22 protein-coding genes are annotated in these 24765 nt (G+C 72.9%); 7 read left to right on the forward strand and 15 right to left on the reverse strand.

The annotated features are described in order from the left end of the window. Positions 1-4: 4 nt before the first annotated feature. The coding region (locus ASD33_RS04965) for an acyl-CoA dehydrogenase family protein (protein WP_242426916.1) at positions 5-1159 on the reverse strand (1155 nt) is incomplete at its 5' end. A 245-nt stretch (positions 1160-1404) separates the two neighbouring features. Between ASD33_RS04965 and ASD33_RS04970 the strand changes: the two genes are divergently transcribed. Beyond that, entirely contained in the window at positions 1405-2730 is a 1326-nt protein-coding gene (locus ASD33_RS04970; RefSeq protein WP_056553938.1) for a UDP-glucose/GDP-mannose dehydrogenase family protein, read from the forward strand. 144 nt (positions 2731-2874) lie between these two features. Here ASD33_RS04970 and ASD33_RS04975 read toward each other — a convergent pair whose 3' ends face one another. The 4 genes from ASD33_RS04975 to ASD33_RS04990 all read right to left on the reverse strand — a co-directional run bounded on the left by ASD33_RS04975 (position 2875) and on the right by ASD33_RS04990 (position 6842). Next, entirely contained in the window at positions 2875-3798 is a 924-nt protein-coding gene (locus ASD33_RS04975; RefSeq protein ID WP_056553941.1) for a membrane dipeptidase, read from the reverse strand. Between the two features lie 139 nt (positions 3799-3937). Beyond that, the gene (locus tag ASD33_RS04980; protein ID WP_056553944.1) at positions 3938-5149 is read right to left on the reverse strand and encodes a dipeptidase; all 1212 of its coding nucleotides are present in this window, start codon (positions 5147-5149) and stop codon (positions 3938-3940) included. Next, positions 5146-5643 (reverse strand): 5-(carboxyamino)imidazole ribonucleotide mutase, encoded by a 498-nt coding sequence (gene purE / locus ASD33_RS04985; RefSeq protein WP_056554901.1) that lies wholly within the window; start codon positions 5641-5643, stop codon positions 5146-5148. The genes ASD33_RS04980 and purE overlap by 4 nt, the downstream gene beginning before the upstream one ends. 59 nt (positions 5644-5702) lie before the next feature. Further along, a complete protein-coding gene (locus ASD33_RS04990) occupies positions 5703-6842 on the reverse strand; it encodes a 5-(carboxyamino)imidazole ribonucleotide synthase (protein ID WP_079044564.1) in 1140 nt (379 codons plus the stop codon). A 188-nt stretch (positions 6843-7030) separates the two neighbouring features. Here ASD33_RS04990 and ASD33_RS04995 point away from each other — a divergent pair, with 188 nt between their 5' ends. Then, positions 7031-7546, forward strand: a complete 516-nt coding sequence (locus tag ASD33_RS04995; RefSeq protein ID WP_056553951.1) for a GtrA family protein — start codon at positions 7031-7033, stop codon at positions 7544-7546. A gap of 108 nt (positions 7547-7654) precedes the next feature. Then, positions 7655-8209, forward strand: coding sequence for a hypothetical protein (locus tag ASD33_RS05000; protein ID WP_056553955.1), 555 nt, complete (start codon positions 7655-7657; stop codon positions 8207-8209). Between the two features lie 34 nt (positions 8210-8243). Here the strand turns inward: ASD33_RS05000 and ASD33_RS05005 are convergent, their stop codons facing one another. After that, positions 8244-9515: an ATP-binding protein gene (locus tag ASD33_RS05005; protein WP_056553959.1), complete on the reverse strand. Its 1272-nt coding sequence runs from the start codon at positions 9513-9515 to the stop codon at positions 8244-8246. Positions 9516-9557: 42 nt separating this feature from the next. Next, on the reverse strand, positions 9558-10235 hold the full coding sequence (locus tag ASD33_RS05010; RefSeq protein WP_056553960.1) for a response regulator transcription factor: 678 nt from the start codon (positions 10233-10235) through the stop codon (positions 9558-9560). A 429-nt stretch (positions 10236-10664) separates the two neighbouring features. Here ASD33_RS05010 and ASD33_RS05015 point away from each other — a divergent pair, with 429 nt between their 5' ends. Beyond that, a complete protein-coding gene (locus ASD33_RS05015; protein ID WP_056553963.1) occupies positions 10665-12185 on the forward strand; it encodes an oligopeptide:H+ symporter in 1521 nt (506 codons plus the stop codon). 103 nt (positions 12186-12288) lie between these two features. Here ASD33_RS05015 and ASD33_RS05020 read toward each other — a convergent pair whose 3' ends face one another. The 6 genes from ASD33_RS05020 to ASD33_RS05045 form a co-directional block, all read right to left on the reverse strand. Further along, positions 12289-13689, reverse strand: a complete 1401-nt coding sequence (locus tag ASD33_RS05020) for a hypothetical protein (protein WP_056553966.1) — start codon at positions 13687-13689, stop codon at positions 12289-12291. Between the two features lie 14 nt (positions 13690-13703). After that, positions 13704-14774, reverse strand: a complete 1071-nt coding sequence (locus ASD33_RS05025) for a hypothetical protein (protein WP_056553969.1) — start codon at positions 14772-14774, stop codon at positions 13704-13706. After that, complete coding sequence (locus tag ASD33_RS05030) at positions 14771-15592, reverse strand: hypothetical protein (protein WP_056553972.1); 822 nt, start codon at positions 15590-15592, stop codon at positions 14771-14773. The genes ASD33_RS05025 and ASD33_RS05030 overlap by 4 nt, the downstream gene beginning before the upstream one ends. Next, positions 15592-16299 (reverse strand): peptidase, encoded by a 708-nt coding sequence (locus ASD33_RS05035; RefSeq protein WP_056554905.1) that lies wholly within the window; start codon positions 16297-16299, stop codon positions 15592-15594. The genes ASD33_RS05030 and ASD33_RS05035 overlap by 1 nt, the downstream gene beginning before the upstream one ends. 164 nt (positions 16300-16463) lie before the next feature. After that, on the reverse strand, positions 16464-16883 hold the full coding sequence (locus ASD33_RS05040) for an ATP-binding protein (protein WP_056553975.1): 420 nt from the start codon (positions 16881-16883) through the stop codon (positions 16464-16466). 123 nt (positions 16884-17006) lie between these two features. Beyond that, positions 17007-17375 (reverse strand): STAS domain-containing protein, encoded by a 369-nt coding sequence (locus ASD33_RS05045; RefSeq protein WP_056553978.1) that lies wholly within the window; start codon positions 17373-17375, stop codon positions 17007-17009. Positions 17376-17597: 222 nt separating this feature from the next. Here ASD33_RS05045 and ASD33_RS05050 point away from each other — a divergent pair, with 222 nt between their 5' ends. The 3 genes from ASD33_RS05050 to ASD33_RS05060 all read left to right on the forward strand — a co-directional run bounded on the left by ASD33_RS05050 (position 17598) and on the right by ASD33_RS05060 (position 22090). Beyond that, complete coding sequence (locus ASD33_RS05050; protein ID WP_056553982.1) at positions 17598-18509, forward strand: RNA polymerase sigma factor SigF; 912 nt, start codon at positions 17598-17600, stop codon at positions 18507-18509. Between the two features lie 156 nt (positions 18510-18665). Continuing rightward, positions 18666-19883 carry a DegT/DnrJ/EryC1/StrS family aminotransferase gene (locus ASD33_RS05055; RefSeq protein WP_079044566.1) on the forward strand — a complete coding sequence of 406 codons (1218 nt, stop codon included), beginning with the start codon at positions 18666-18668 and terminating at the stop codon, positions 19881-19883. Then, positions 19880-22090 carry a hypothetical protein gene (locus ASD33_RS05060; RefSeq protein WP_056553988.1) on the forward strand — a complete coding sequence of 737 codons (2211 nt, stop codon included), beginning with the start codon at positions 19880-19882 and terminating at the stop codon, positions 22088-22090. The genes ASD33_RS05055 and ASD33_RS05060 overlap by 4 nt, the downstream gene beginning before the upstream one ends. A 145-nt stretch (positions 22091-22235) precedes the next feature. Here ASD33_RS05060 and ASD33_RS05065 read toward each other — a convergent pair whose 3' ends face one another. Both ASD33_RS05065 and ASD33_RS05070 read right to left on the reverse strand, forming a co-directional pair. Next, entirely contained in the window at positions 22236-22694 is a 459-nt protein-coding gene (locus ASD33_RS05065; protein ID WP_056553991.1) for a hypothetical protein, read from the reverse strand. 50 nt (positions 22695-22744) lie between these two features. Further along, a complete protein-coding gene (locus tag ASD33_RS05070; protein WP_242426923.1) occupies positions 22745-24706 on the reverse strand; it encodes a hypothetical protein in 1962 nt (653 codons plus the stop codon). Between the last annotated feature and the right edge of the window lie 59 nt (positions 24707-24765).

Genomic DNA, 24765 nt, shown 5'->3' on the forward strand with positions numbered 1-24765 from the left:
GCCGTTACGGGAGGTTGCGGGCCATGACGATGCGCTGGACCTGGTTGGTGCCTTCGTAGATCTGGGTGATCTTGGCGTCGCGCATCATGCGCTCGACGGGGTAGTCGCGGGTGTAGCCGTAGCCGCCGAGGAGCTGGACGGCGTCGATGGTGACCTCCATCGCGATGTCGGAGGCGAAGCACTTCGCGGCGGCGCCGAAGAAGGTGAGGTGTTCCTTCTCGGCTCCGGCGGAGACGCGCTCGGAGCGGGCGGCGGCGGCGTAGGTGAGCTGGCGGGCGGCTTCGAGCTTCATGGCCATGTCGGCGAGCATGAACTGCACGCCCTGGAAGTCGGCGATGGGCTTGCCGAACTGCTTGCGCTCCTGGACGTAGCCCTTGGCGTAGTCGAGGGCGCCCTGGGCGATGCCGACGGCCTGGGCGGCGATGGTGACGCGGGTGTGGTCGAGGGTCTTCATCGCGGTGGCGAAGCCGGTGCCCTCGGCGCCGATCATGCGGTCGGCGGGGATGCGGACGTTGTCGAGGTAGACCTCGCGGGTCGGGGAGCCCTTGATGCCGAGCTTCTTCTCCGGGGCGCCGAAGGAGACACCCTCGTCGGACTTCTCCACGACGAAGGCGCTGATGCCCTTGGAGCGCTTGTCGGGGTCGGTGACGGCCATCACGGTGTAGTACTCCGAGACGCCGGCGTTGGTGATCCACCGCTTGACGCCGTTGAGGACCCAGAAGTCCCCGTCGCGCACCGCGCGGGTCTTCATCCCGGCGGCGTCCGAGCCGGCGTCGGGCTCGGACAGGGCGTAGGAGAACATCGCGTCGCCCTTGGCCAGCGGGCCGAGGTACTTGTGCTTCAGCTCCTCCGAGCCGGACAGGATCACCGGCAGCGAGCCCAGCTTGTTCACGGCCGGGATCAGCGAGGACGACCCGCACGCGCGCGCGACCTCCTCGATCACGATGACCGTCGCGAGGGCGTCCGCGCCCGCGCCGCCGTAGGTCTCGGGGACGTGCACGGCGTGCAGGTCGTTGGCGACCAGCGCGTCCAGGGCCTCCTGCGGGAACCGGCCCTCCTCGTCCACCGCCGCCGCGAACGGAACGATCTTCGCCTCCGCCAGCGCACGCACCGACTCCCGGAGCATCTCGTGCTCCTCGGAGGGCCGATACAGGTCGAANTCGTCCACCGCCGCCGCGAACGGAACGATCTTCGCCTCCGCCAGCGCACGCACCGACTCCCGGAGCATCTCGTGCTCCTCGGAGGGCCGATACAGGTCGAAATCGGCAGAACCCGCCATGCTCATTCACTCCCACGCTTGCTAACTACCGTTAAGTAACCCAAAGGGTAGGGCGTGGCCGGGCCGCGGGCCAGGGCACGACTATGCTCGGGCAGGCATTCCGCCCGACGTCACTGGAGACCCGCATGGCCCTCAAGATCACCGTGATCGGCACCGGCTACCTCGGCGCCACCCACGCCGCGGCCATGGCGGAACTGGGCTTCGAGGTCCTCGGCCTGGACGTCGTACCCGAGAAGATCGAGCTGCTCTCCTCCGGCCGGGTCCCGATGTACGAGCCCGGTCTCGAGGAACTCCTCGCGAAGCACGTGGCCGGCATCGAGGGATCGAGCGGCCGGCTGCGCTTCACCACCTCCTGGGAGGAGGTCGGCGCCTTCGGCGACGTGCACTTCGTCTGTGTGAACACCCCGCAGAAGCACGGTGAGTACGCCTGCGACATGAGCTACGTGGACGCCGCCTTCACCTCCCTCGCCGGGGTCGTGCGCGAAGGGGCCCTGGTCGTCGGCAAGTCGACCGTTCCCGTCGGTTCGGCCGAACGGCTCGCGGAGGTGCTGCCGGAGGGCGTGGAGCTGGCCTGGAACCCCGAGTTCCTGCGCGAGGGCTTCGCCGTGCAGGACACCCTGCGCCCCGACCGGATCGTCGTCGGCGTCCGCGGCGAGCGGGCCGAGAAGACGCTGCGCGAGGTGTACGCGGTCCCCGTCGGCGCGGGCTCGCCGTTCGTGGTGACCGACTTCCCGACCGCCGAACTGGTGAAGACCGCCGCGAACTCCTTCCTCGCCACGAAGATCTCCTTCATCAACGCGATGGCCGAGGTCTGCGAGGCCGCCGGCGGCGACGTCGCCAAGCTGGCCGAGGCGATCGGCCACGACGACCGGATCGGCGCCAAGTTCCTGCGGGCCGGCATCGGCTTCGGCGGCGGCTGCCTGCCCAAGGACATCCGGGCCTTCATGGCCCGCGCGGGCGAGCTGGGCGCCGACCAGGCCCTGACCTTCCTCCGCGAGATCGACTCGATCAACATGCGGCGGCGCGGCCAGATGGTGGAGATGACCCGGGAGGTGCTGGGCGGGAACTCCTTCCTGGGCCGCCGGGTCGCCGTCCTCGGCGCCACCTTCAAGCCGGACTCGGACGACGTCCGCGACTCCCCCGCGCTGAACGTGGCCGGTCAGATACACCTCCAGGGCGGCCAGGTCACCGTCTACGACCCGAAGGGCATGGACAACGCCCGGCGCGTCTTCCCGACCCTGGGATACGCGGACTCGGCCCTGGAGGCCGTACGCGGGGCGGACGTGGTGCTGCACCTGACCGAGTGGCGCGAGTTCCGTGAGCTCGACCCGGCGGAGCTGGCCGAGGTTTCCTCCTCGCGGGTGATCCTGGACGGCCGCAACGCGCTCGACGCGGAGCGCTGGCGGGCGGCGGGCTGGACGTACCGCGCGATGGGCCGGCCGCGCGCGTAGCCGTGTCCACGCGCGCGTGAGGCGGGCCCGTAGCCGTCCACGCGCGCGTGAAGCGGGCGCACGGACGCGCCCGAGGCGTACACACAGAAGGAGGGGCGCACCCGGTCGGGTGCGCCCCTCCTTCCTGTCCTGCCCGTCCTGCGGTCAGGCCGCCGCCGGCCTGATGCGGTTCGTGCGGGCCAGGAACTCCGTCTCCCGCAGCGCCCTGGTGACGTTGGCGTGGGCGAGCCCCACCAGGTCCTGGGCGGGCCAGCCCCGGCGCAGCAGCTCCGCGAAGAGCGGGACGTGGCCGAGGGCCGGGGCGGTCGTGTGGGAGACGCCCACGCAGTGCGGTCCGGCGCCGGTCCGCAGCCGGTCCAGGACGTCGGCGACGGCGACGGGGTCGTCGGTCACCGTGACCATGCAGACGGCGCCGTTCTCGCCCAGGAGGCCGAGGACGTCGTCCGGCAGGGCCTCCGGGGCCGCCCGGGTGAGCAGGGCCGGCGCGCGGGTGACCGCGAGGGTGCGGCGGACCGTGTCCGGGTCGGCGCCCGAGAGGTCCACGGCCAGGCCGATGCGGTTCATCTCCCGGACCGCCTCACGGGCGAAGCGGTCGAAGCGGGTGAGGTTGACGGCCCGTACGCCCAGGGCGTGGTAGGCCCGCAGGGTCGCCGCGGAGCCGCCGAGCGCGGTCCAGGCGACCGGCCCGAGCAGCGCGGCGACCCGGCCGCAGTTGCGGGCGTGGGCCATCTCGGAGGTGGTGTACGCGAGGCGCAGGTCCTCCGGGCAGGCGGCGACGAGCGCGCGGACGGCGTCGATGCGGCGCAGGGTCCCGATGACGCCGTCGTCGGAGTCGACGTGCAGGGACCAGAACTGGGCTCCGGCCTCCGCGGCCCGGACGGGCGGGAGGTCCTCCGGGTCGAGGGCCCGGGGCAGCTCGGTGTGTCCCTCGGTGACGGGCTGGGCGGCCAGGATGGCGCGGGCGCGGGCCGTCTCGTCGAGCGGTGGGGGTGGCTCGGGTGGGGAGGGCTCCCCGGCGGCGGCAGGAACGGTGGAGAGGGTGGGATGGTCGTCTAGCAGATCCGCCATGGTGCTACTCCGAACTCGGCGATGCAGTACCGCCCCGCCGAGTGCGGCGGGGCAGTACCGTCCACCGTGCCACCGGCCCCCTGCGGGGGCGCGGCGGGCTGGGCCGTCCGGGTGAAGGCCCGGAGGCCCGTACGAGCCGTCAGGCCCGCGGGACGACCGGGGAGTCCAGGGCGTCGAGCGTCGCGTTCGACGGGGCCGTACGGCTCGTCAGATCGCGCGAGACCGCCTCCGCGTCACGGAGTGCGCGGACGGCGTTGGACCAGGTCAGCTTGGCGAGGTCCGGGTGCGACCAGCCGCGGTGCAGCAGCTCCGCGACCAGGTTCGGGTAGCCGGCGACGTCGTCGAGTCCGGCCGGGGTGAAGGCCGTTCCGTCGTAGTCGCCGCCGATGCCGATGTGGTCGATGCCGGCGGCCTCGCGCATGTGGTCGAGGTGGTCGGCGACCGTGGCGGCGGTGGCGATCGGGCGGGGGTTCGCCTCCTCGAAGGCGCGGTGCAGCTTCATCGCCTCGGCCGTGGTGTCGAGGTGGTCGAAGCCGTGCGCCCGGAGGTTGTCGTCCGCCCGCGCGGTCCACTCGACGGCCGCCGGGAGGATGAACTTGGGCACGAAGGTCGCCATCGCGACGCCGCCGTTGGCGGGCAGCCGCTCCAGGACGTCGTCCGGGATGTTCCTCGGGTGGTCGCAGACCGCGAGCGCCGAGGAGTGCGAGAAGATCACCGGCGCCGCCGTGGCGTCCAGCGCGTCCCGCATGGTGGTGGCGGCGACGTGCGAGAGGTCGACGAGCATGCCGCAGCGGTTCATCTCGCGGACGACCTCACGGCCGAAGGCGGAGAGCCCGCCGACGCCGGGCGCGTCGGTCGCCGAGTCCGCCCAGTCGTTGTTGTCGTTGTGCGTGAGCGTCATGTAGCGCACGCCGAGGGTGTGCAGGGCGCGCAGGGTGGCGAGGGAGTTGTTGATCGAGTGGCCGCCCTCGGCGCCCTTCAGGGAGGCGATGCGGCCCTCCGCGCGGGCGGCCTCCATGTCGTCGGCGGTCAGCGCGGGGGCCAGGTCGGCCGCGTACCGCTCCAGGAGCTGGTCGACGATGTCGATCTGTTCCAGGGTGGCGCTGACCGCGTCGTCTCCGGTCAGCCGGCAGGGCACGTACACCGACCAGAACTGGGCGCCGACGCCGCCGGCCCGCAGCCGGGCGAGGTCGGTGTGGAGCACACCGGTCTGGTCCGCGCCGACGTCGAGCTTGTCGAGGTCGTAGCGCACGTGCTCGCGCAGCGCCCAGGGCAGGTCGTTGTGGCCGTCGACGACGGGGTGGCCCGCGAGCAGGGCGCGGGCCTCCTCCAGCCGTTCCGAGGCGCTCACTTGGCGAACCCGAAGGACTCGGCGCCCTCGACCTTGGCCCGCAGCCGCTTGCCCTTCTCGGTCGCCTGGTCGTTGAGCTCCTGGAGGAAGTCGTTCATCCGGGTCCGGAGCTCGGGGTCGTGCGCGGCGAGGATCCGGGCGGCGAGCAGACCGGCGTTGCGGGCGCCCGCGACGGAGACCGTGGCGACGGGGACGCCGGCCGGCATCTGCACGATGGAGAGCAGCGAGTCCATGCCGTCGAGGTACTTCAGCGGCACCGGCACGCCGATGACGGGCAGCGGGGTGACGGAGGCGAGCATGCCCGGCAGGTGGGCGGCGCCGCCCGCGCCGGCGATGATCGCCTTGAGGCCGCGGCCCGCCGCCTCCTCGCCGTACGCGATCATCTCGCGCGGCATCCGGTGGGCGGAGACGACGTCGACCTCGTACGGGATCCCGAACTCGTCCAGGGCCTGCGCGGCGGCCTCCATGACGGGCCAGTCGGAGTCGGATCCCATGACGATGCCGATCACGGGGGCGGTGTCGGTGGCGGGGCTCGTGGCGGGGCTCGTGCTGCTCACTCGGTGATCGTTCCTCGCAGGTAGCCGGCGGCGTGGCGGGCGCGCTCCAGCACGTCGTCCAGGTCGTCGCCGTAGGTGTTGACGTGCCCCACCTTGCGGCCGGGCTTCACGTCCTTGCCATACATGTGGATCTTGAGCTGCGGGTCCCTGGCCATGCAGTGCAGGTACGCGGAGTACATGTCCGGGTAGTCGCCGCCCAGGACATTGCACATCACGGTCCACGTCGCGCGCGGGCGCGGATCGCCGAGGGGCAGGTCGAGGACCGCCCGGACGTGGTTGGCGAACTGCGAGGTGATCGCGCCGTCCTGGGTCCAGTGGCCGGAGTTGTGCGGGCGCATCGCCAGTTCGTTGACGAGGATGCGGCCGTCCGTGGTCTGGAACAGCTCGACGGCCAGATGGCCGACGACGCCCAGTTCCTTGGCGATCCGCAGCGCCAGTTCCTGCGCCTGCCCGGCGAGCGCGTCGTCGAGGTCCGGGGCGGGGGCGATCACCGTGTCGCAGACGCCGTCGACCTGACGGGACTCCACGACGGGGTAGGCGACGGCCTGGCCGTGCGGGGAGCGGACGATGTTCGCCGCGAGCTCGCGGACGAAGTCGACCTTCTCCTCGGCGAGGACCCGGACGCCCGCGAGGAAGGGGTCCCTGGCGTCCTCGGGCGTACGGACGAACCAGACGCCCTTGCCGTCGTAGCCGCCGCGCACGGTCTTGAGGATGATCGGGAAACCGCCGACCTCGGCGGCGAAGGCCGCCGCGTCCTCGGGGTCCGTCACGAGACGGTGCCGGGGGCTGGGTGCGCCGATCTCGTCGAGCTTCGCGCGCATCACCCCCTTGTCCTGGGCGTGCACCAGAGCGTCGGGCCCGGGGCGGACGGGGATGCCGTCCGCTTCGAGGGCCCTGAGGTGCTCGGTGGGGACGTGCTCGTGATCGAAGGTGATCACATCGCAGCCACGCGCGAAGTCACGCAGCGTAGCCAGGTCGCGGTAGTCGCCGATGACGACCTCGCTCACCACCTGGGCCGCGGAGTCCTGCGGGGTGTCGCTGAGGAGCTTGAACTTGATGCCGAGGGGGATACCCGCCTCGTGGGTCATACGCGCGAGCTGACCGCCGCCGACCATGCCTACTACCGGGAACGTCACCCTCTTAGGGTATCCGCACCATCGGGGAACACTCTTCCGGCTGTGTGTTGGCACAAGGAGAGCCCAGGTGGGGAACGGCTCGCTCCATGGATTGCGAGGTACCCGGGCGGGTGACGGAGCGGCTGGTTAGCATGGTTGGGTTGACGTCGCCCGGACGTCATCCGGACGGACGGGACAGACCCATCACCATGAGTGAACCCGGTGCGCTTCGCACGCGACTCGACCGGCTCGCCCGGGAGGTCGCCAAGTTCGGTCTGGTCGGCGGCCTCGGCGTCCTCGTCAACCTCGGTGTCTTCAACCTGGTGCGCCACTTCACCGACATCCCGATGGTGCGGGCCAGCCTGATCGCCACCGTGGTCGCGATCGTCTTCAACTACATCGGGTTCCGCTACTTCACGTACCGCGACCGGGACAAGTCGGGCCGGACCAAGGAACTGTCGCTGTTCCTGCTGTTCAGCGTGGTCGGCATGGTCATCGAGAACGGCGTGCTCTACGCGGCGACGTACGGCTTCGGCTGGGACGGCCCGCTCGCGAGCAACTTCTTCAAGTTCTTCGGCATCGGGATCGGGACCCTCTTCCGCTTCTGGTCCTACCGCACGTGGGTGTTCCGTGCGCTGCCGGCGAAGGAGGCGGTGCAGACCGCCGAGTCCTTCCTGGAGCAGGCCCCGCGGCAGGCGACCCGCCGCCAGCCGAACCGGGTCTGACGGCTCGGGGGCGCGTCTTCGGGGCGCGTCCCCTACGGGTCGGATTACCGGGTCGGGTGGGGGCCGTCCCCGATAGGCCCGGGAGCGGCGGCCTGTGAGGCTGCTCATATGACCTCCCGACGCCTGGGCGTGAAGAGTCCCGCCCTCATCGCTCCACTGCTGCTGGTGCTGTACGGCCTGCTGCGGCTCGTCGACGGGCTCGACGGGGAACACGGCCCCGGGCTCGCCTGGAACCTCGGCCACGCCCTGTTCTTCGTCGGCTTCGCGCTCTTCGGCGTGGTGACGGTGGGACTGCGGCGGCTCGTGCCCGCCACCACCAGCCGCGGACGCCTCCTGGCGAACGCGGCGGCGACGGCCGGCCTCTTCGGTGTCGCCTGTTTCCTCTGGGTGATCCTCGGTGACCTGTTCGCGGACCTGGACAGCGCGGCGCCCCTGCCCGAACCGCTGCAGATGATCGGGCCGCTCGCGTTCCAGCTGGGGTGGCTCACCCTGCTGGTCATGCTGGTCGCCGCCCGACCGCGTCTGCTGCCCGTCTGGAGCCCCCTGTTGGTCCTCGTGGGCTTCGTGCTCTTCGCGGCCGACCTCGACCTGCTGCCGATCGGCGGGCTGCTGCTCATGGCGGGGCTGGCGCCCGTGGCCCGCATGCGAATATCCCGGGCATAGGGGCTTCACCCACAGCCGCCTCCGGCGCGGGCGGTCACCGTACGGGGCGCTCCCGGGGTGTCTCCGCGACGCTTCTGACCTCCCGGCCCAGGAACAGCGCGAAGACCGGGGGCTGCTGCTGGAGGAGCTCCAGGCGGCCGCCGTCCGCCTCCGCGAGGTCGCGGGCGACCGCGAGGCCGATGCCCGTGGAGCTGCGGCCGCTGACCGCCCGCTCGAAGATCCGCGCGCCGAGGTCGGCGGGGACACCCGGTCCCTCGTCGGTGACCTCGATCACCGACTGGTTGCCGGTGACGCGGGTGCGGAGGGCGACGGTGCCGCCGCCGTGCATGAGCGAGTTCTCGATGAGGGCGGCGAGGACCTGGGCGACCGCGCCCGGCGTGCCGACCGCGCGCATCCCCTGCTTGCCGGAGTGGACGATGGCCCGTCCGGCGCTGCGGTAGGCCGGCCGCCACTCCTCGATCTGCTGCTTGATGACCTCGTCGAGGTCGAAGGCGACGGCGGAGCCCGTGCGCGGGTCCCTGGAGTTGGTCAGCAGCCGCTCGACGACGTCGGTGAGCCGCTCGACCTGGGTGAGCGCGATCGTCGCCTCCTCCTTGACCGTGTCCAGGTCGTCGGCGAGGGCGACCTCCTCCAGGCGCATGGAGAGTGCGGTGAGGGGCGTGCGGAGCTGGTGCGAGGCGTCGGCGGCGAGCCGGCGTTCGGCGGTGAGCATCCGGGCGATGCGCTCGGCGGAGGCGTCGAGGACGTCCGCGACCCGGTCGAGCTCGGGGACCCCGTACCGCTTGTGCCGGGGGCGCGGGTCGCCGGAGCCGAGGCGCTCGGCGGTCTCCGCGAGGTCGGTGAGCGGGGAGGTGAGCCGGTTGGCCTGGCGTACGGCGAGGAGGACGGCGGCGACGACGGCGAGGAGCGCCACCGCGCCGATGATCATGAGGGTGCGGCCGACCTCGGCGGTGACGGCGGAGCGGGACTCCTCGACGACGACGCTCTCGCCGCGCTCGCCCTCGGCGAGGCCCCGGATGACGTCGCCCTCGGGGCGGGTGCCGATCTCGATGGTGTCGCGGCCGGGGATGCGGATCTGGGCGTACCGCTTGGCGCCGCTCTGCTCGGCGAGGATGTCCGGGTTGACCGGCTCGCCGCCGATGAGCCGGCTGTCGACGATGGAGACGATCCGCAGCGCCTCCAGGTCGACGCTCTCCTGGGCGCTGTTGGAGATGGTGCGGGCCTCGACGATGACCAGGGAGACGCCGAAGACGGCGACGACGACGAGCACCACGGCGAGCGTGGAGTTGATGAGACGGCGGCGCACGGTGTTCTCCGGGGGCGGGGGGTGTCGGCTCGTCTCGGAGGGTCAGCTCTTCTCGAAGCGGAAGCCGACGCCTCGGACGGTGGCGATGTAGCGGGGGTTCGCCGCGTCGTCGCCGAGCTTCTTGCGCAGCCAGGAGATGTGCATGTCGAGGGTCTTGGTGGAGGACCACCAGGTGGTGTCCCAGACCTCGCGCATCAGCTGGTCGCGGGTGACGACCCGGCCGGCGTCCCTGACCAGGACCCGGAGCAGGTCGAACTCCTTGGCGGTCAGCTGGAGCTCCTCGTCGCCCATCCAGGCGCGGTGCGACTCGACGTCGATCCGCACGCCGTGGGTCGTGGGGGCGGCGACGGGCTCGGTGGCGCCGCGCCGGAGCAGGGCCCGGACGCGGGCGAGGAGTTCGGCGAGCCGGAAGGGCTTGGTGACGTAGTCGTCGGCGCCGGCGTCGAGTCCGACCACGGTGTCGACCTCGTCGGCGCGCGCGGTGAGCACCAGGATCGGGACGGTGTGGCCCTCGGCACGGAGTCGCCGGGCGACTTCGAGGCCGTCCATGCCGGGGAGCCCCAGGTCGAGCACGACCAGGTCCACTCCGCCCTGGAGTCCGGCGTCGAGGGCGGTGGGGCCGTCCTCGCGGACCTCGACCTCGTACCCCTCTCTCCGCAGGGCGCGGGCCAGCGGTTCCGAGATGGAGGCGTCGTCCTCGGCGAGCAGTACACGGGTCATGGGGTGATGGTAGTCCGCGCGGGTGCCGGGACGGGGAGAGATCCGCTTGCCCCGGACGACCCCTGGAGATCTTGTGGGTATCTTGCGCATGACCTTCGAATGACCTTGTGCGGTTGCACCATCACCTGTGATCCATCTCTCAAGTCCTTCCATATCCGGCAGTGTCGTGTCGTATGGTGGCTCGACGTCTGTAGCGGTAATCGGGGACCTTTGGCCAGCTTCGCGCGCCAAGGTCCTCTTTCTGCGTGAGGTCGGCTCCGCCGAACCTCGAAGACGGTGAATGACCTGTGGGCCGGGTTCCGGGGCGCGTAGACGCGTTTCCCGGGGCGTGGATCCCGGTGGAGTCCCCCATGGCTCCGCCGGTGCCGGCCTCCCCCACCGGGCGCATCACGCTCACAAGGCGTGCGTCCCGACAGAGCAAGGATCGACATGGCGTCCAGCCTGACGAAGGACTCGGCCGAACCCCTCGGCTACGAGAAGACCTTCCTCGGCCACCCCCGTGGTCTGGCCACTCTCTTCATGACCGAGATGTGGGAGCGTTTCTCCTACTACGGCATGAGGGCCCTTCTCGTTCTGTACCTGGTCTCCGGCGGCGTGGACGCCGCTACGGGCAGCCAGGGCGGCGGTCTCGCGATGACCGCGGCGACGGCGACGGCGATCTACTCCGTCTACGTCTCGATGGTCTACCTCATGGCCATGCCCGGCGGCTGGTTCGGCGACCGCGTCTGGGGCGCCCGCAAGACCGTCGCGATCGCGGCCTCCGTGATCATGCTCGGCCACGTCTCGCTGGCCATCCCCGGCCAGGCCATGTTCTTCGTCGGTCTCGCGCTCGTCGCGGTCGGCTCCGGCCTCCTGAAGGCCAACATCTCGACGATGGTCGGCCACCTCTACAAGGGCGCGGACGACCCGCGCCGTGACGGTGGCTTCACGCTCTTCTACATCGGCATCAACCTGGGCGCGTTCTTCGCGCCGCTGGTCATCGGCACCGTCGGTGAGAAGGTCAACTGGCACCTGGGCTTCGCCCTCGCCGCCGTCGGCATGGGCCTCGGCCTGGCCGTCTTCCTGGCCTTCGGCAAGACGCTGAACCCGAAGAGCAGCGAGGTCCCGAACCCGCTGTCCGCCGCGGAGCGCAAGGCCGTCATCACCAAGGTCGCCGTCGTCGTCGTCGTGGCCGCCGCGTTCTACGGCGCCGTCGTCGCGATGGGCATGTACACCCTGAACTGGGCGATGGTCCCGATCACCCTCGCGGGTCTGATCATCCCGGTCGCCGTCCTGGCCCGCATCAAGGGCGACAAGGACCTGAGCGCGGGCGAGAAGTCCCGCGTGACCGGCTACATCTGGTTCTTCGTCGCCGCCGCGATCTTCTGGATGATCTACGACCAGGGCGGCTCGACGCTGTCGCTGTTCGCCGACGCCAAGACCGCCGACACGATCTTCGGGCTCGGCTTCCCCGCCACCTGGTACCAGTCGCTGAACCCGCTGTTCGTGATGGCGCTGGCCCCGGTCTTCGCTTGGCTGTGGCTGTGGCTGGCCCGCAAGAACCAGGAGCCGAACACCATCGTGAAGTTCGCGATGGGCCTGGTCCTGGTCGGCGCGTCCTTCTTCGTCTTCATCGTCCCGATGAACATGGCGGGCGACGGCACCAAGGTCTCCCCGATGTGGCTCGTCTCGATCTACATGATCCAGACCATCGGTGAGCTGTGCCTCTCCCCGGTCGGCCTCTCCGTCACCACGAAGATGGCGCCGCAGAAGTACGCCTCCCAGATGATGGGTGTCTGGTTCCTCGCCGTCACCGCCGGTGACTGCACCACGGGTCTGCTCTCCATCGCGGGAGTCGACCTCAACGGCACGGGAATCATCGCCCTGCAAGCGACGCTCGCCGTCGCGGCCGGCTTCGCGATCTACATGTACCGCAAGAAGGTCCAGGGGCTCATGGGCAGCGTCCACTGACGCACCCGTACCCGTACGGCCGTGAGGGCCGCCGCACCGATCCGGTGCGGCGGCCCTCCGCCGTTTCGGCGGGCTTCCGCCGTTCGGTGGCCCTCCGCCGTCGTCAGCGCCTGAGGCGCGCCCACGGAGTGAAGGCGAACACCGCGCCGCCCAGCAGGATCACCGTGCCGCCGACGAGGGCGAGGGCGCGCAGGACGCCGTCGTTCTCGGCGCCGGTCTGGGCGAGGTTCTCGCCGGAGGAGCCGCCGGAGGCCGAGCTCCCGCCGCCCGAGCCGCTCCCCGAGCCGCTCCCGGAGCCGCCGGACACGCCGCCGGCCTGCTTGCTGGTGTCCAGTTCGAGGGAGGCCTTGACGGCGCCCTTGACCTGGCAGGGGATCTGCATCTTCGAGCTGCCGAGCGTGACGTCGATGGTCAGCGCACCGGGGCTGAGCGTGGCCTTGCCCGTCGCGCCCGGCCGGTAGGTGCCCTTCATGTCCGCCAGGTTCACCGGGTCGCCGATCTTCAGGGCGGTGGCGTTGGCGGGGCCGGTGACCTTCACCGTGCCGCTGTCCGCGCCGCCGACCTTGATCGCCATGGAGGCCTTGAGGGCTCCCGCGGGCAGCGGGGCGGGGCTGTCCATGACGCCCTTGGCCGTCTTGACCGTGAGGTCGTAGGCGCCGCCGTTCTTCTTGGCGCTGATGGTGACCTTGGACTTGATGTCGGCGGGGCCGGGGGCCTGGCAGGCGAAGCCGACGGAGACCTCCGTACCGGGGAAGTCGGTCTGACCGCCACCGCCGCCGGAGGAACCGCCGGAGGCGGAGCCCGAGCCGGAGGAACCGGAGCCCGAGCCGGTGGAGCCGGTGGAGCCGCCGGTTCCGCCGGAGGAGCTGGTGGCCGAGCCGCCCGTGTTGTTGGATCCTCCACCGGTCGAGCTCGTCGAACCGCCGGAGGTCGTACCGCCCGACGTCGTACCGCCGGAGGTCGTCGAGGAGCCCCCGCCGTCCGTGACCTTGATGGTCGCGGCGACCGGCACCGCCTCCTTCGGGGTGCACTTCGTGTCCGTGGACAGCGGCTTGGACACGTTGATCGTGTACTTGTCGGGCGTGAGGGTGATCTCGCCCGCCTTGGTCAGCTTCAGCTTCCCCTTCATGTCGGACAGCGGCATCGCGCTGTTCTTGGGGACCGGCGGGTTCGTCCGGGGCCCCTCCATGGAGACGGTGCCGCTCGCCGCGCCGCCCACGGTGAGGACGCCGGTCGGCTTGACCGTGTCCTGGCCGAGGTCGAGCACGTCGGGGTTCTTCGAGGCGGCCTGGACCGTCTTCCAGACGATCTCGACCTCGTCGCCGACCTTGGCCTCCGCCGGCGCCGTGATGAGCACCTTCGTCGTCCCCTGCACGGGCGGAAGCCCGGAGATGGACGGCGGGATGCACTCCGTCTTGTACGCGACCTCGGCGGCCTGCGCGGGGCCGGCGGAAATCAGGATCCCCGCGCCGCCGAGCATCAGCGCGACTCCGGCCGCGCTCATCCTCCGTTGCGTGTTCACGCATGTCCCTTCGTCGTCGGGCTGCTCTCTGGGGCTGACGGTGCGGAGTCAGGACTGAACCACGGCAGGACCGCGGTGGGTTCTCCGTCCCCCGGGTCCGGTCGTACGGACCCGGGGGTACGTGTGCGGCGGCGGCCCGCGGCCCGGGAACGGGTCCGGTCGGGCCGGCCGGGGCCGGTGGTGGAGCGGGCGGGCCGGGCGGGGCGGGCGGGCCGGCTGCGGTCCACCACCGCCATCCCGATCCGGAACAGGGCGGCCGGTACGACGACGGCGAGCAGCAGCCAGAAGAGCGTCACGCCCCACGGCCGTCCGACGCCCCAGGGCTGCTCGACGAGGACCTTCTCCCCGTACTTCACGGACACCTGGTAGTCGCCGTGCGCGCCCGCCGGGAGTTCGACGGGGAGCCGGACGAGGGCCTTCTTGCCGGGGGCGACCGTGCCGCGCCACTGGCGTTCCTCGTACTGCGGGGTGAAGACGCCGTGGCTGGTGCCGACCTGGAAGACGGGGTCCTTCACCGGGGCGGAGCCGAGGTTGCCGACGGTGAAGACGATCTCCCGGGACGGCGGCGCCCCGAACCGGACGAGCAGGCCGCTGGAACCGTCGAGGCGTACGGCGGCGAGGACGGCGAGCCGCCCGTCGCCCGAGGGCTCGGGCAGCGGGGCGGTGGGGTGCCCGGCGACCGTGAACGGGCGGTCGACGGTGTCCTGACGGCCGGTGACCCCGGCCACGTGCACGACGCACGGGCAGGGCTTGGGCGGTTCGGTGACGGGGAGCTTCGCGCTGAACGCGCCCCTGGCGTCGACCGTGGCGGCCCTGCCCTCGGTGTTGGCGCAGGAGTTGGTGCCCCCGATGACTCCGGTGCCGGGGGATCCCTGGCCGCAGATCAGGAGCATGAGCAGCGCGCCCGGCTGCCAGCCGCTGCCGCTGACGGTGATCTCGCCGCCCTTGCCGCCCTCCGCCTGCGAGAGTTCGACGACGGGGCCGGGGGCGGCCGTCGCGGGTGCGAGGGGCAGCAGCGCGAGGGCCAGGGCCGCGAGGAGGGCGGCTGCCGTACGGATGGTCCTCATGGTGTCGCTCCCGCCGAGGCTCGTGGGGTACGGGACCTGACGCGGCGCCGTACCGCGTAACCGCCGCCGCCCGCCGCGAGGAGCAGGCCGGCCGCGCCGGCGAGCGCGGGGCCCGAGGCGAAGGCGGCCTCGGCGCGGGCGGTGGCGGGCGCGGCGCCCGGGGCGGTGGCGGTCAGCCGGACGGTGACGGAGTCGAGGGCGGGCGGGTCGGGCCAGGTCTCGGTGCGGGTGGTGCGCTCGCCGGGGCGGAGGGTGAGCGGCAGGGCGCGGTCCGGCCGGTCGAGGACGGTGCCGAGGAGGCCTTCGGCGCGGACCGCGAGGCGCGGGGAGAGGACCGTGCTGCCCCGGTTGACCAGGGTGTAGCGGAGGGCGCCGGTGCCGGTGTCGACGCGGACGTCCTCGACGGTGAGCGCGGCGAGGTGCGGGCCGCTGACCCGGAGCCGCAGGTCGACGCGGACCTCGCGGCCGGCCGCGGCGGCCCGTACGGTGCCCCGGTGTTCGCCGGGCGGGAGGTCGGCGGTGACGGTCACGGCGAAGGGCACGTCGGCCCGGGTCCTGGCGGGCACGGTCACGGTCCGGGCGGCGAAGGAGACGGGTGCGCCCTGGCCGCTGAGCCGTACGGTGAGCGGCCGGGCGCCCGGGTTGGTGACCGACAGGGTGTCCTGGAGGACGCTCCCCGCGGGGCCCTCCAGATAGGCGTACGGCCGTCCGGCGGCGGGCGCCGCCGTCCAGCCCTGGGCCCCGGGGGGAGCCGCCGCGACCACGCCGCAGAGTGCGGTCGCGGCGGCCACGAGTCCCGAGCGTGCCGCCGTCCGCATCAGCGTGCCGTGCGCCGGCTGAGCCAGAGGACTCCGGCGGCGCCGGTCAGCAGGACGGTGCCGCCGAGGGTCCCGAGGGCCATGGCGGAGTCGAGGGGGCCGGTCTTGGGCAGCTCGGCGCCGGTGTCCCCGGTCGCTCCGGCGTCCCCGGAGCCGCCGGCGGCCGGGGGCGGGGTGTCGGAGCCGCCGGAGACGTCGGTGACGTCGAGTTCCAGCGAGGGCTTCGGACTGTTCTTGGCGGTGCAGACGGCGGCGTCCATGCCGAGGGCGTGCACCGTGAGCGTCCCGGCGGTGAAGGTGACCTTGCCGTTCTTCTTCGGGGTGTACGTGCCGGTCAGGGTGCCGATCTTGATGGGGGTGTCGGGCGGGATCGCGGCCGTGTTCGGCGTTCCCTTGACCTTGACGGTGCCGGAGTCGGCGCCGCCGAGGACGAGTTCGGCGCGCGGGGTCATGACGCCCTTGGGCAGTTCGACGGGGCTGTCGGAGACGCCCTTCTCGAACGACATGGTGATCGTGTACGCGCTGCCGCTCTTGACGGCCTTGATGTCGACGGGCGAGACGGCGCTCTTGGGCCCGATCTTCGTCTCGCAGGCGTAGCTGACGTCGACGACGGCCGCGTGGGCCGCCGGGGCGGCGGCCAGCACGGCCGCGCCCGTCACCGCTGCCGCAGCCGTGAGCGCGGCGGCCGTTCTCCTCCGGTTCGGCACCTTGGACACCCCGAACACCCCTCACCGCAACGGACCTGACGGTCTTTCAGATTGGGCGTCAAGGTACGCCTGAGGCCCTGAGGAGGGAAGGCAGGGGAACGTGCGGAGTTGTGAAAGTCCCCCGGAGATGTCCGGAGGGACGGGCGGGAGGCCGGGCGTCCGGCCTAGGCGGGAGCCGCGAGTTCGGCCCAGACCGTCTTCCCGGGGGCGCCCGGGGTGCGCTCGATGCCCCAGTCGAGGCAGAGGCGCTGCACGATGAACATCCCGTGGCCGCCGGGCCGCCCCGACCGGTGCGGGGTGCGGGGCGCGGGCTGTCCGGCGCCCCGGTCGGTGACTTCGAGGCGCAGGACCTTGGGCAGGCGCAGGACGCGCAGCCGCTCGGGGCCCTCGGCGTGCAGACAGGCGTTGGTCACCAGCTCGGAGACGACGAGCAGGACGTCCTCGGCGGCGGCTCTGCGGTCGGCGGTGGCGGCCGGCAGCCAGCCCCACTCGTGGAGGGCGGTCCGCGTGAAGTCGCGGGCGAGCGGCACGGTGCCGCTGGTCTCGCCGAGGGCGAGCGTACGGACGTCGGAAGCTTGGTCCATCAGCGCTTCACCTCACCGATCGACGGGACAGAGACGGAACAGAGGGAGGAACAGTGGGGCGGACGTGCGGGGCGTGCGGGCGGCGGACCGGGGAGGCGGGCCCCGGGGCCGGGCGTGCGGGGCTCAGCCGGGAAGGGCTGTGGCGAGTGTCTCGTGCACGGTGAAGACGGCCTCCGCGCCCGTGATGTGGAACACCCGGGCGACCGCGGGCCGCATCGCCACCAGATGGACCCCGCCGCCGGCGGCCTCCGCGCGGAGCCGGGCGCCGAGCAGCACGTTGAGTCCGGTGGAGTCGCAGAACTCCAGGCCCGAGCAGTCCACGACGAGGCGCGCGCGCCCCGCGTCGAGCGCGTCGTCCAGGGGGCCGCGCAGCAGCTCGACGGTGTGGTGGTCGAGCTCACCGACCGGGGCGAGGACCTCGCTCGCACCCACGGTCCGGACCTCGACCCGCAACCGCGCGGGCGGCGCGCTGCCGATGTGCTGGCGGTCCATGGCCGTGCCTCTTCTCGCTCTCGCGGATGCCGACTGACGTGCCTCGAACCCTACAAGCGGGGCGCCCTCCCGCGCACACAAGGTCCACCACAAACCAGGACAAAGCGAATTGTCGATACTTGCGACCTCCCCCGCCGAGCAGGTAGGGCTAGTAGAGAACATCCGACACGACCGGCTTCGGAGGCGCCGCAAACCGCAGCAGAAGACCCCGGAAGGAGACCCATGTCACCCCGGCTCGACGCCCCGCGTACCCCCCACGCGCCGTCGGCAGCAGTCCCCCTCGGCCGCCTGCCCACCCAGTCCCCCGACCATGCCCTCCAGCTCCCGGAACAGCTCACCGACCAGCCCCTCGACCGCATCGGACCGGTCGACGCGCGCGCTCTGTCGAAGCAGCTGTTCGCCCGGCTCGCCGAGCTGGAGGAGGGCACCCACGACCACGCGTACGTCCGCAACACCCTCGTCGAACTCAACCTGGCCCTGGTGAAGTTCGCCGCCGCCCGGTTCGGCACCCGCAGCGAGCCGATGGAGGACATCGTCCAGGTCGGCACCATCGGCCTGATCAAGGCGATCGACCGCTTCGAGCTGACGCGCGGCGTCGAGTTCCCCACCTTCGCGATGCCGACCATCATCGGCGAGATCAAGCGCTTCTTCCGCGACACCTCCTGGTCCGTGCACGTACCCCGCCGGCTCCAGGAGCTCCGGCTCGACCTCGCCAGGGCGGGCGACGCCCTCTCCCAGCGCCTCGACCGCTCCCCCACCGTGGCCGAACTGGCGGAGGAGCTCGGCATCTCCCCCGAGGAGGTCGTCGAGGGCATGGCCGCGAGCAACGCGTACACCGCGAGCTCGCTCGACGCCCAGCCCGACGAGGAGGACGGCGGTGGCGGTGAGGCCACGCTCGCCGACCGGCTCGGCTACGAGGACCACGGGCTCACCGGGATCGAGTACATCGCGTCCCTGAAGCCCATGATCGCCTCGCTGCCCGCCCGCGAGCGGCACATCCTCTCCCTCCGCTTCGTCTCCGGCATGACCCAGTCGGAGATCGGCACGGAGCTGGGCATCTCGCAGATGCACGTCTCCCGGCTGCTCGCCCGCACCCTCGCCAGGCTGCGCCGGGGGCTCACTCTGGAGGAATGACCTCCACCGTCTCCCCCGAGCCGCCAAAATGGCTGTGGAAAGGGCCCGTTCACGGTCTTCCGACCCGGGACGGGCCCTTCCGCGCGACCGGAGGGCCGTGTTGACGGGCCGTCCGCACCGGGCCGGACCGAGCCCGGGGGTTCAGGGGGGAATCACATGGTTTCTGCGTACGCGGAACTGGAAGACCGCATGCGCGGCCGGCTCGGGGGCAGGGAGTGCCTCTACGTGCCGTCGTGCCGCTTCGGCCTCTATCTCGCGCTGCGCCACTGGTGCCGGCCCGGTGGCCGGGTGCTGATGTCGCCGGTCAACGACGACGTCATCTTCTTCGTCGTCCTCGCCGCCGGGCTCCGGCCCGTCCAGGCGCCGCTCGACCCGCGCGACGGCTCCGTCGACGTCTCCGCCGTGCCCGAGGCCGTCTGGCGGGACCTCTCGGCCGTCCTCACCACCAATCTGTACGGGAACCCCGACCCTGCGCCCGAGCTGCGCGAGCGGTGCGACCGGCTCGGCATCCCGCTGATCGAGGACGCCGCCCACGCCATCGGCTCCACCGTGGGCGGGCGCCCGGTCGGCACGTACGGCGAGGCCTCCGTGTTCAGCCTCTCCAAGCACACCGCCGCCAAGACCGGCGGCTTCCTCACCCTCGCGGACCCGGCCCTGCGCGGGGAACTCGCCGCCGCCCGGGACGCGTTGCTGCAGCCGACCCGTACCACCGCCGAACTCGCCCACCTGGTACGGCCGTACGCCGAGGCCACCGTGCGCGGGCTGCGCCTGGTCGGGGCGGCCCGCGCGACACTGCGGATGCTCGGCCTGGAGGAGCGGGAGGAGATCCGGATGCCGCTGCGCGCCGACGCGCTGAAGCAGGCCCTGCCGACGGCGCCCGCCCTCGACCCCTTCCACTCCTGGGTCCGGGTCGACATGCACGACTACCGGCTCCGGCCGGGCCCCGGCCGCCTCCGCCGCACCGCCCGCAGACTGGCCCGCCTCGACGGCGTGCTCGACGCCCACCGGGCGGGCACGGCACGGCTGCTCGCCGACGCGTACGGCGGAGGGCCGGACGACGGGGAGCCGGACCACGGAGGGAGCCGCGAGGTCCAGCCGCTGTTCCGGGTACCGCTGCTCGTCGACGACCGGGACGCGGCCGCCGCCGCGCTCGCCCGGCATCGGATCACCACCGGCTACCTCTACGACCCGCCGCTCGACCGCTACGCGGGCGAGGTCTTCACCGACCCGTCCCCCGCGCCGGAACCGGCCGCCTGGTTCGCCCGGCACGCCCTGCCCGTGGACCCGCGCCGCGCCGACGAGGTCCTCGCCGTGCTGCGCGCCGCCGGCATCCGCCCGGTGCGGCCCTCGGACGCCCCCGGAGGTGCCAGGTGACCGACACCGTACGGCTGCGGGGCGAGGAGCGGGAGACGGGCGGCGACCCGGCGGACGGGAGCGCGGGACGGACGGGGGACGGCGGTACGGGGGCGGGGGACGGCGGTACGGGGGCGGGCGCGGGCCACGGGACGGGCGACCACGACGCGAGCGGCCACGACGGCTCCGGTGGCTCCGGTGGCTCCGACGAGAGCTCCATGTTCCGCAACGCCTACGCCCTCATGCTCTCCACCGGCGTCTCCGCCGCCCTCGGCCTCGGCTTCTGGCTGGTCGCCGCCCGCTACTACTCGGAGGAGGCCGTCGGCCAGGGCTCCGCCGCCATCGCCGCGCAGCGCCTGCTCGCCTCCCTCACCGCGACCACGATGATCGGCGCCGTCGTCCGCTACGTGCCCCGGGCCGGCCGCGCCACCGGGCCGCTCGTCCTGCGCGTGTACCTGGTCAGCACGGTGGTCGTCGCCGTCGCCTGCGGGGTCTTCCTGCTCACCCTGGACTGGTGGGGGCCCACGTACGCCCCGCTCGGCACCCTCTCCGCCGGGCTGTTCTTCACCGCCTCCTGCGTCGGCTGGGCCCTGCTCACCCTCCAGGACGGCGTCCTCACCGGGCTGAGACGGGCGGTCTGGGTCCCCGTCGGCAACGCCGTCTTCTCGCTCGGCAAGCTCGTCCTGCTCGTCGTCCTCGCCGCCGCCCTGCCGGTGCTCGGCGTCTTCGTGTCCTGGTCGGCGGCCATCGCCCTGTCCGTGGTGCCGCTCGGCTGGCTCGTCTTCCGGCGGCTCATCCCCCGGCAGGCCCGCGCCGACCGGGACCGCGAACCGCCGGGCCTGCGCGAGATCGGCCGGTTCATGGCCGGGGACTCCGTCGGCGCGCTCTTCAGCCTCGCGATGATCAACCTGCTGCCGGTGATGGTCGCCGTCCGCTTCGACGCCGCCCACAACGCCTTCTTCTACACGGCCTACACCGTCGGCGGCACCATGGAGTTCATGGCCATCAACATGGCCTCCTCGCTCACCGCGCACGCCTCCCACAGCCCCGAGTCCCTCGCCGAGGGCGTCCGGGGCGCACTGCGCCGCATGGCCCTGCTGCTCGTCCCGGTCGTCCTCGTCCTCCTCGTCCTCGCGCCGGTGATCCTCGCGCCGTTCGGCCCGGACTACGCCGAGCACGGCACGACCGTGCTCCGGCTGCTGGCCGCCGCCGCGCTCCCCCGGGTCGCGGTCGAGCTGTACATCGGGGTCCTGCGCGTCCAGGGCCGTACGGGCGTGCTCGCCCTCCTCCAGGGCGCCATGTGCGTCTTCGTGCTCGGCAGCGCGGCCCTGCTCCTCGGCCGGGTCGGCATCGCGGGCGCGGGCGTCGCCGTCCTCGCCTCGATGACGCTGATGGCGGCGGTCTCGGCCCCGGGCCTGCGGGCCGCGCTCCAGGGCCGGTCACCCGCGCCCCGGCCCCCGGAGGCCGCACGGGCGAAGCCGCGCGCCGAGGACGGGTACGGCACCAACTGGGCGCGGGAGAGCGCCTATCTGCGGGGAGCGCACGACTCGGTGACACCGGCCTTCGGCATCCCGGTGTACGTGCCCCGGCAGGACGGGGGCGCGTCGGCGGCGTCCCCGCGGCGGGCGGCGGACGCCCCGGACCGGACGCCCGCCCGGCCGGACCGGGGACCGGCGCTCTGGCTGTGGCCCGCGCTCGGCCTGGCCGCCGGGCTGTTCTGGTTCCCCCTCGTCCGCTCCGGCGAGCTGAGCGTGGAGCGGCTCTCCGGCACCGGGCTGCTGACCGCGCTGCCGCCGGTCACGCTCGCCGCCGGGCTGCTGCTCGTCGCCCTCCAGGGCGCGGCCGTCGCCCTGCGGGTCTTCCGGCCCGTGTTCGCCGGGGCCGTGCTGCTCGCCACCTTCCTCGCCCTGCACACCGCGCCCCCGCTGCTCGGGCTGCGCCCGGCCGAGGCGGGCGGGCCCGGTGCCGTACTCATCGGCGACGGTCTGGAGCGGGCCGTGGCGCCGGTGGCGCTGCAGGCGTTGAGCCTGCTCCTGGTGGCGGTGCTGCTGCGGGTGGTCGGGGTGGGTGCCCGGGTGACGGCGGGGGTGGTGTGGGTGCTCGTCTGGGCGGGCTGGGCGGGCCAGCAGGCCTTCGCCGCCGCGCCGCTGCCGCTGTTCCTCGGCCTGGCCGGGGGCACGATGGCGGTCTGCGCCTTCCGGGGCCTGACCTCGGGCGGCCGTCGCTGAGGCACCCGTACCCCGGTCGGTCCTCCGGTACGTCCTGCCGGAAGTACGGGTCCTGGCCCGCGGTGCGGTAACCCTCAAGGGTGGGTGCCGAGTTAACCGTCAGGTCGCAGCCGGGTCCGGGGGCCGCCGGTGGAGCTGCGGTCGGTCACCCGCCCCCACCGCGGGCCCCTCGCGCGCGGAACCGGGGCGTACGCGCGTGCGTGCGGGAGGGTTTGGCGCCCTCGCGTTCGACGGCGCCGCGCGTGGCGGCCGGGAGCGGCACTCCGGGCAGGACGGCGGCGACGCTCACGAAGAGGGCGAGGACGCCCATGAAGACGAGCAGGGAGAAGGACCTGCCGAGGAACAGCGCGGTCGCGACCAGGGTGGCCACGGAGAGGCTGACGGGCGCGGCGAGCGCCAGCACCTCCAGGCGGGCGCCGGGGCGCAGGCCGGTCGGCTGCGGGAGCAGCAGCGCGAGGCCGGGGCCGAGGGCGACGAAGGCGAGGACGGGGATCCAGCGCAGCGGGGAGCCGCCGGGGAGGGCGGTCGCCGCGAGCGCGACCCATCCGGAGACCGCGAGGGCGGCTCTGCGCTGGACGCGCGGGGTCGGGCGTGGGTGGGCCATGGCGTACCTGCTCCTCGCGCGTGGGGTCCGGGCGGGCGGTGAGGGGGCGTTCATCCGCCGGTGGTGGGCCGGTAGCGGAGGACGACGCCGTACGCGTTCTCCTCGACGACCTCGAACAGCGGGGAGCGCTTCAGCGCGGCCTCGATGCTGTCGAAGCCGCCCTCGGGGAGGTAGCCCTCGCCGATGACGGCCTCGCCCTGGGTGCGGGTGAGGATCACGTACGCCGGGCAGTCCACCGGGATGCCGCCGGCCAGGTAGGCCGCCGGGTCCTTCAGCATCCGGAGGTTCTCGTCGACCTCCTGCTCGGTGAAGAACCAGCGCACGTACCGGTCGTAGCGGTAGTACGAGTCGGGGAACGCGCCGGTCGCCGCCACGATGAGGGAGCCCTCGGGCGCCCGGTCGAAGGCGCGGCGGGTGAGCGCGGTCTCGGCGGGCGGCGCGTAGTGCATGCCCTCCTTGCCGTAGTACGAGGGCAGGAAGCCGGCGAGCATGGCGACGAGGGTCACGGGCAGGGCGACGAGCATGGCCCGGCGGGCGGTCACGGCGGCGCGGCTCGCGGCCCCGGCGGCGGGGACGAGCGCGGCGGCGGCGAAGAAGGCGGCGCCGGGCAGACCGAAGAGATAGACCCGGAAGATCATCTCGCCGCCGTAGTCGTTGACGGCGAACATCGGCAGCGGCGCGGCGGCGGCGAGGAGCAGCGGCAGGGCGCTGCGGACCAGTCGGCGGCGGAGCAGGACGGCGGCGGCGGCGAGCCCGCCGAGCGCGAGGACCATGAGGATGTTGGCGTCGCCGACGAGTTCGGGCCCGGGTCCCGTGGGGTCGCCCGCGAAGCCGGGGCGGGAGTTGCCGAGCAGGTCGCCGGCCTTCTCGCGGAGGGTCCCGAGGGTGGTGAGGAAGAGCTCGCGGCCCATGGTGAGGTTCCAGGCGAGCATGACGAGGCCGGTGGTGACGAGCAGCCCGATGTTGCGGTAGCGGCGGGTGAGGCACAGGGCGAAGAGGGTGGCGCACAGCATGATCGGGGTCAGCTGGTGGCTGGCGTTGATGGTGGCGATCAGCGGCAGCAGGATCAGCACGGCGACGGCCCGCTGCCGGGTCGTCGTGGGCGGCGGGACGGCGGAGGCCGCCGGGTCGAGGGTGCCCCGGTCGCGCAGCGGGCCCGCCGAGCCGGGGAGCACGAAGTGCCGGACGACGACGGCGAAGACGGTGAGGTAGAGCAGGTACGAGAAGCCCTGCGGGGACAGGTAGTCCTGGCCGACCCAGTTCGCCAGCTGGAAGATCCACACCCCGGTCCACACGAGCCGCCAGTCGTCGCTGAACGTGCGGTAGATCAGGATGAGGACGGGCACGAGCAGCAGGCCGAGCGCGACCGGCGCCCAGTTGATGAAGGAGGCGGCGGCGTCCACGCCGAAGGCGCGCACGAGGGCCGCGTCGAGGGAGAAGAAGCCGGGCCACTGGTCGTAGGCGGACATGCCGCCCGTCAGCTCGGCCCCGGGGTGGACACCGCCCTCGGCGAGCATCCTGCTGATGATCGCGTCGTGCTTGGACGCCCAGGCGTAGCGGACGGTGTCGTAGAGGATCGCGGGCGGCGCCTTGAGGGCGAACAGCATGGCCGCGCAGTAGGTGGCGGGCCAGAGCGGGGCGGTGCCCGCCCGGCGCAGGGTGAGGACGAAACCGCCGGTCAGGACGGCGAGAGCGGCGTAGAAGGGGAGCGGAAAGCGGTCCAGGAGGCCGAACTCCGCGATGTGCCGGAAGTCGATCCGGGGCAGCGCCCACAGCCAGAGCCCTGCGGCGAGGAGCAGGGGGACGAGGTTGAGGGCGTCGGGAGAGCGGAGGGCTTCGGCGAGGCGATCGCGGCCGCGGGCGGGGCGGGGTGTCCGGCCCGCCCGCTCCGCGGCGCCCGGCTCGCGGTGGCCCGACGCGCGGTCCTCCTGCCCCGGGACGGTCGCCTTCCCGCCGGCCGGACGCGGCGGTACGCCGTTCCCGGTCTCCGGTGCGGGCCCCTGACGCTGCACGGCCTCTCCCCCCACGGACTGTCCCTTTCGGCGAAGTACAGGAACGTACTTCGGTTTTG

This window comes from Streptomyces sp. Root1304 (assembly GCF_001426405.1).
Lineage (GTDB): Bacteria > Actinomycetota > Actinomycetes > Streptomycetales > Streptomycetaceae > Streptomyces.

Coding starts and splice junctions, on each gene's coding strand:
- ASD33_RS04970 (WP_056553938.1), top strand. CDS start 1,405: ATGGCCCTCAAGATCACCGTGATCGGCACCGGCTACCTCGGCGCCACC.
- ASD33_RS04975 (WP_056553941.1), bottom strand. CDS start 3,798: ATGGCGGATCTGCTAGACGACCATCCCACCCTCTCCACCGTTCCTGCC.
- purE (WP_056554901.1), bottom strand. CDS start 5,643: ATGGGATCCGACTCCGACTGGCCCGTCATGGAGGCCGCCGCGCAGGCC.
- ASD33_RS04995 (WP_056553951.1), top strand. CDS start 7,031: ATGAGTGAACCCGGTGCGCTTCGCACGCGACTCGACCGGCTCGCCCGG.
- ASD33_RS05000 (WP_056553955.1), top strand. CDS start 7,655: ATGACCTCCCGACGCCTGGGCGTGAAGAGTCCCGCCCTCATCGCTCCA.
- ASD33_RS05010 (WP_056553960.1), bottom strand. CDS start 10,235: ATGACCCGTGTACTGCTCGCCGAGGACGACGCCTCCATCTCGGAACCG.
- ASD33_RS05015 (WP_056553963.1), top strand. CDS start 10,665: ATGGCGTCCAGCCTGACGAAGGACTCGGCCGAACCCCTCGGCTACGAG.
- ASD33_RS05020 (WP_056553966.1), bottom strand. CDS start 13,689: ATGAGCGCGGCCGGAGTCGCGCTGATGCTCGGCGGCGCGGGGATCCTG.
- ASD33_RS05025 (WP_056553969.1), bottom strand. CDS start 14,774: ATGAGGACCATCCGTACGGCAGCCGCCCTCCTCGCGGCCCTGGCCCTC.
- ASD33_RS05030 (WP_056553972.1), bottom strand. CDS start 15,592: ATGCGGACGGCGGCACGCTCGGGACTCGTGGCCGCCGCGACCGCACTC.
- ASD33_RS05040 (WP_056553975.1), bottom strand. CDS start 16,883: ATGGACCAAGCTTCCGACGTCCGTACGCTCGCCCTCGGCGAGACCAGC.
- ASD33_RS05045 (WP_056553978.1), bottom strand. CDS start 17,375: ATGGACCGCCAGCACATCGGCAGCGCGCCGCCCGCGCGGTTGCGGGTC.
- ASD33_RS05050 (WP_056553982.1), top strand. CDS start 17,598: ATGTCACCCCGGCTCGACGCCCCGCGTACCCCCCACGCGCCGTCGGCA.
- ASD33_RS05055 (WP_079044566.1), top strand. CDS start 18,666: ATGGTTTCTGCGTACGCGGAACTGGAAGACCGCATGCGCGGCCGGCTC.
- ASD33_RS05065 (WP_056553991.1), bottom strand. CDS start 22,694: ATGGCCCACCCACGCCCGACCCCGCGCGTCCAGCGCAGAGCCGCCCTC.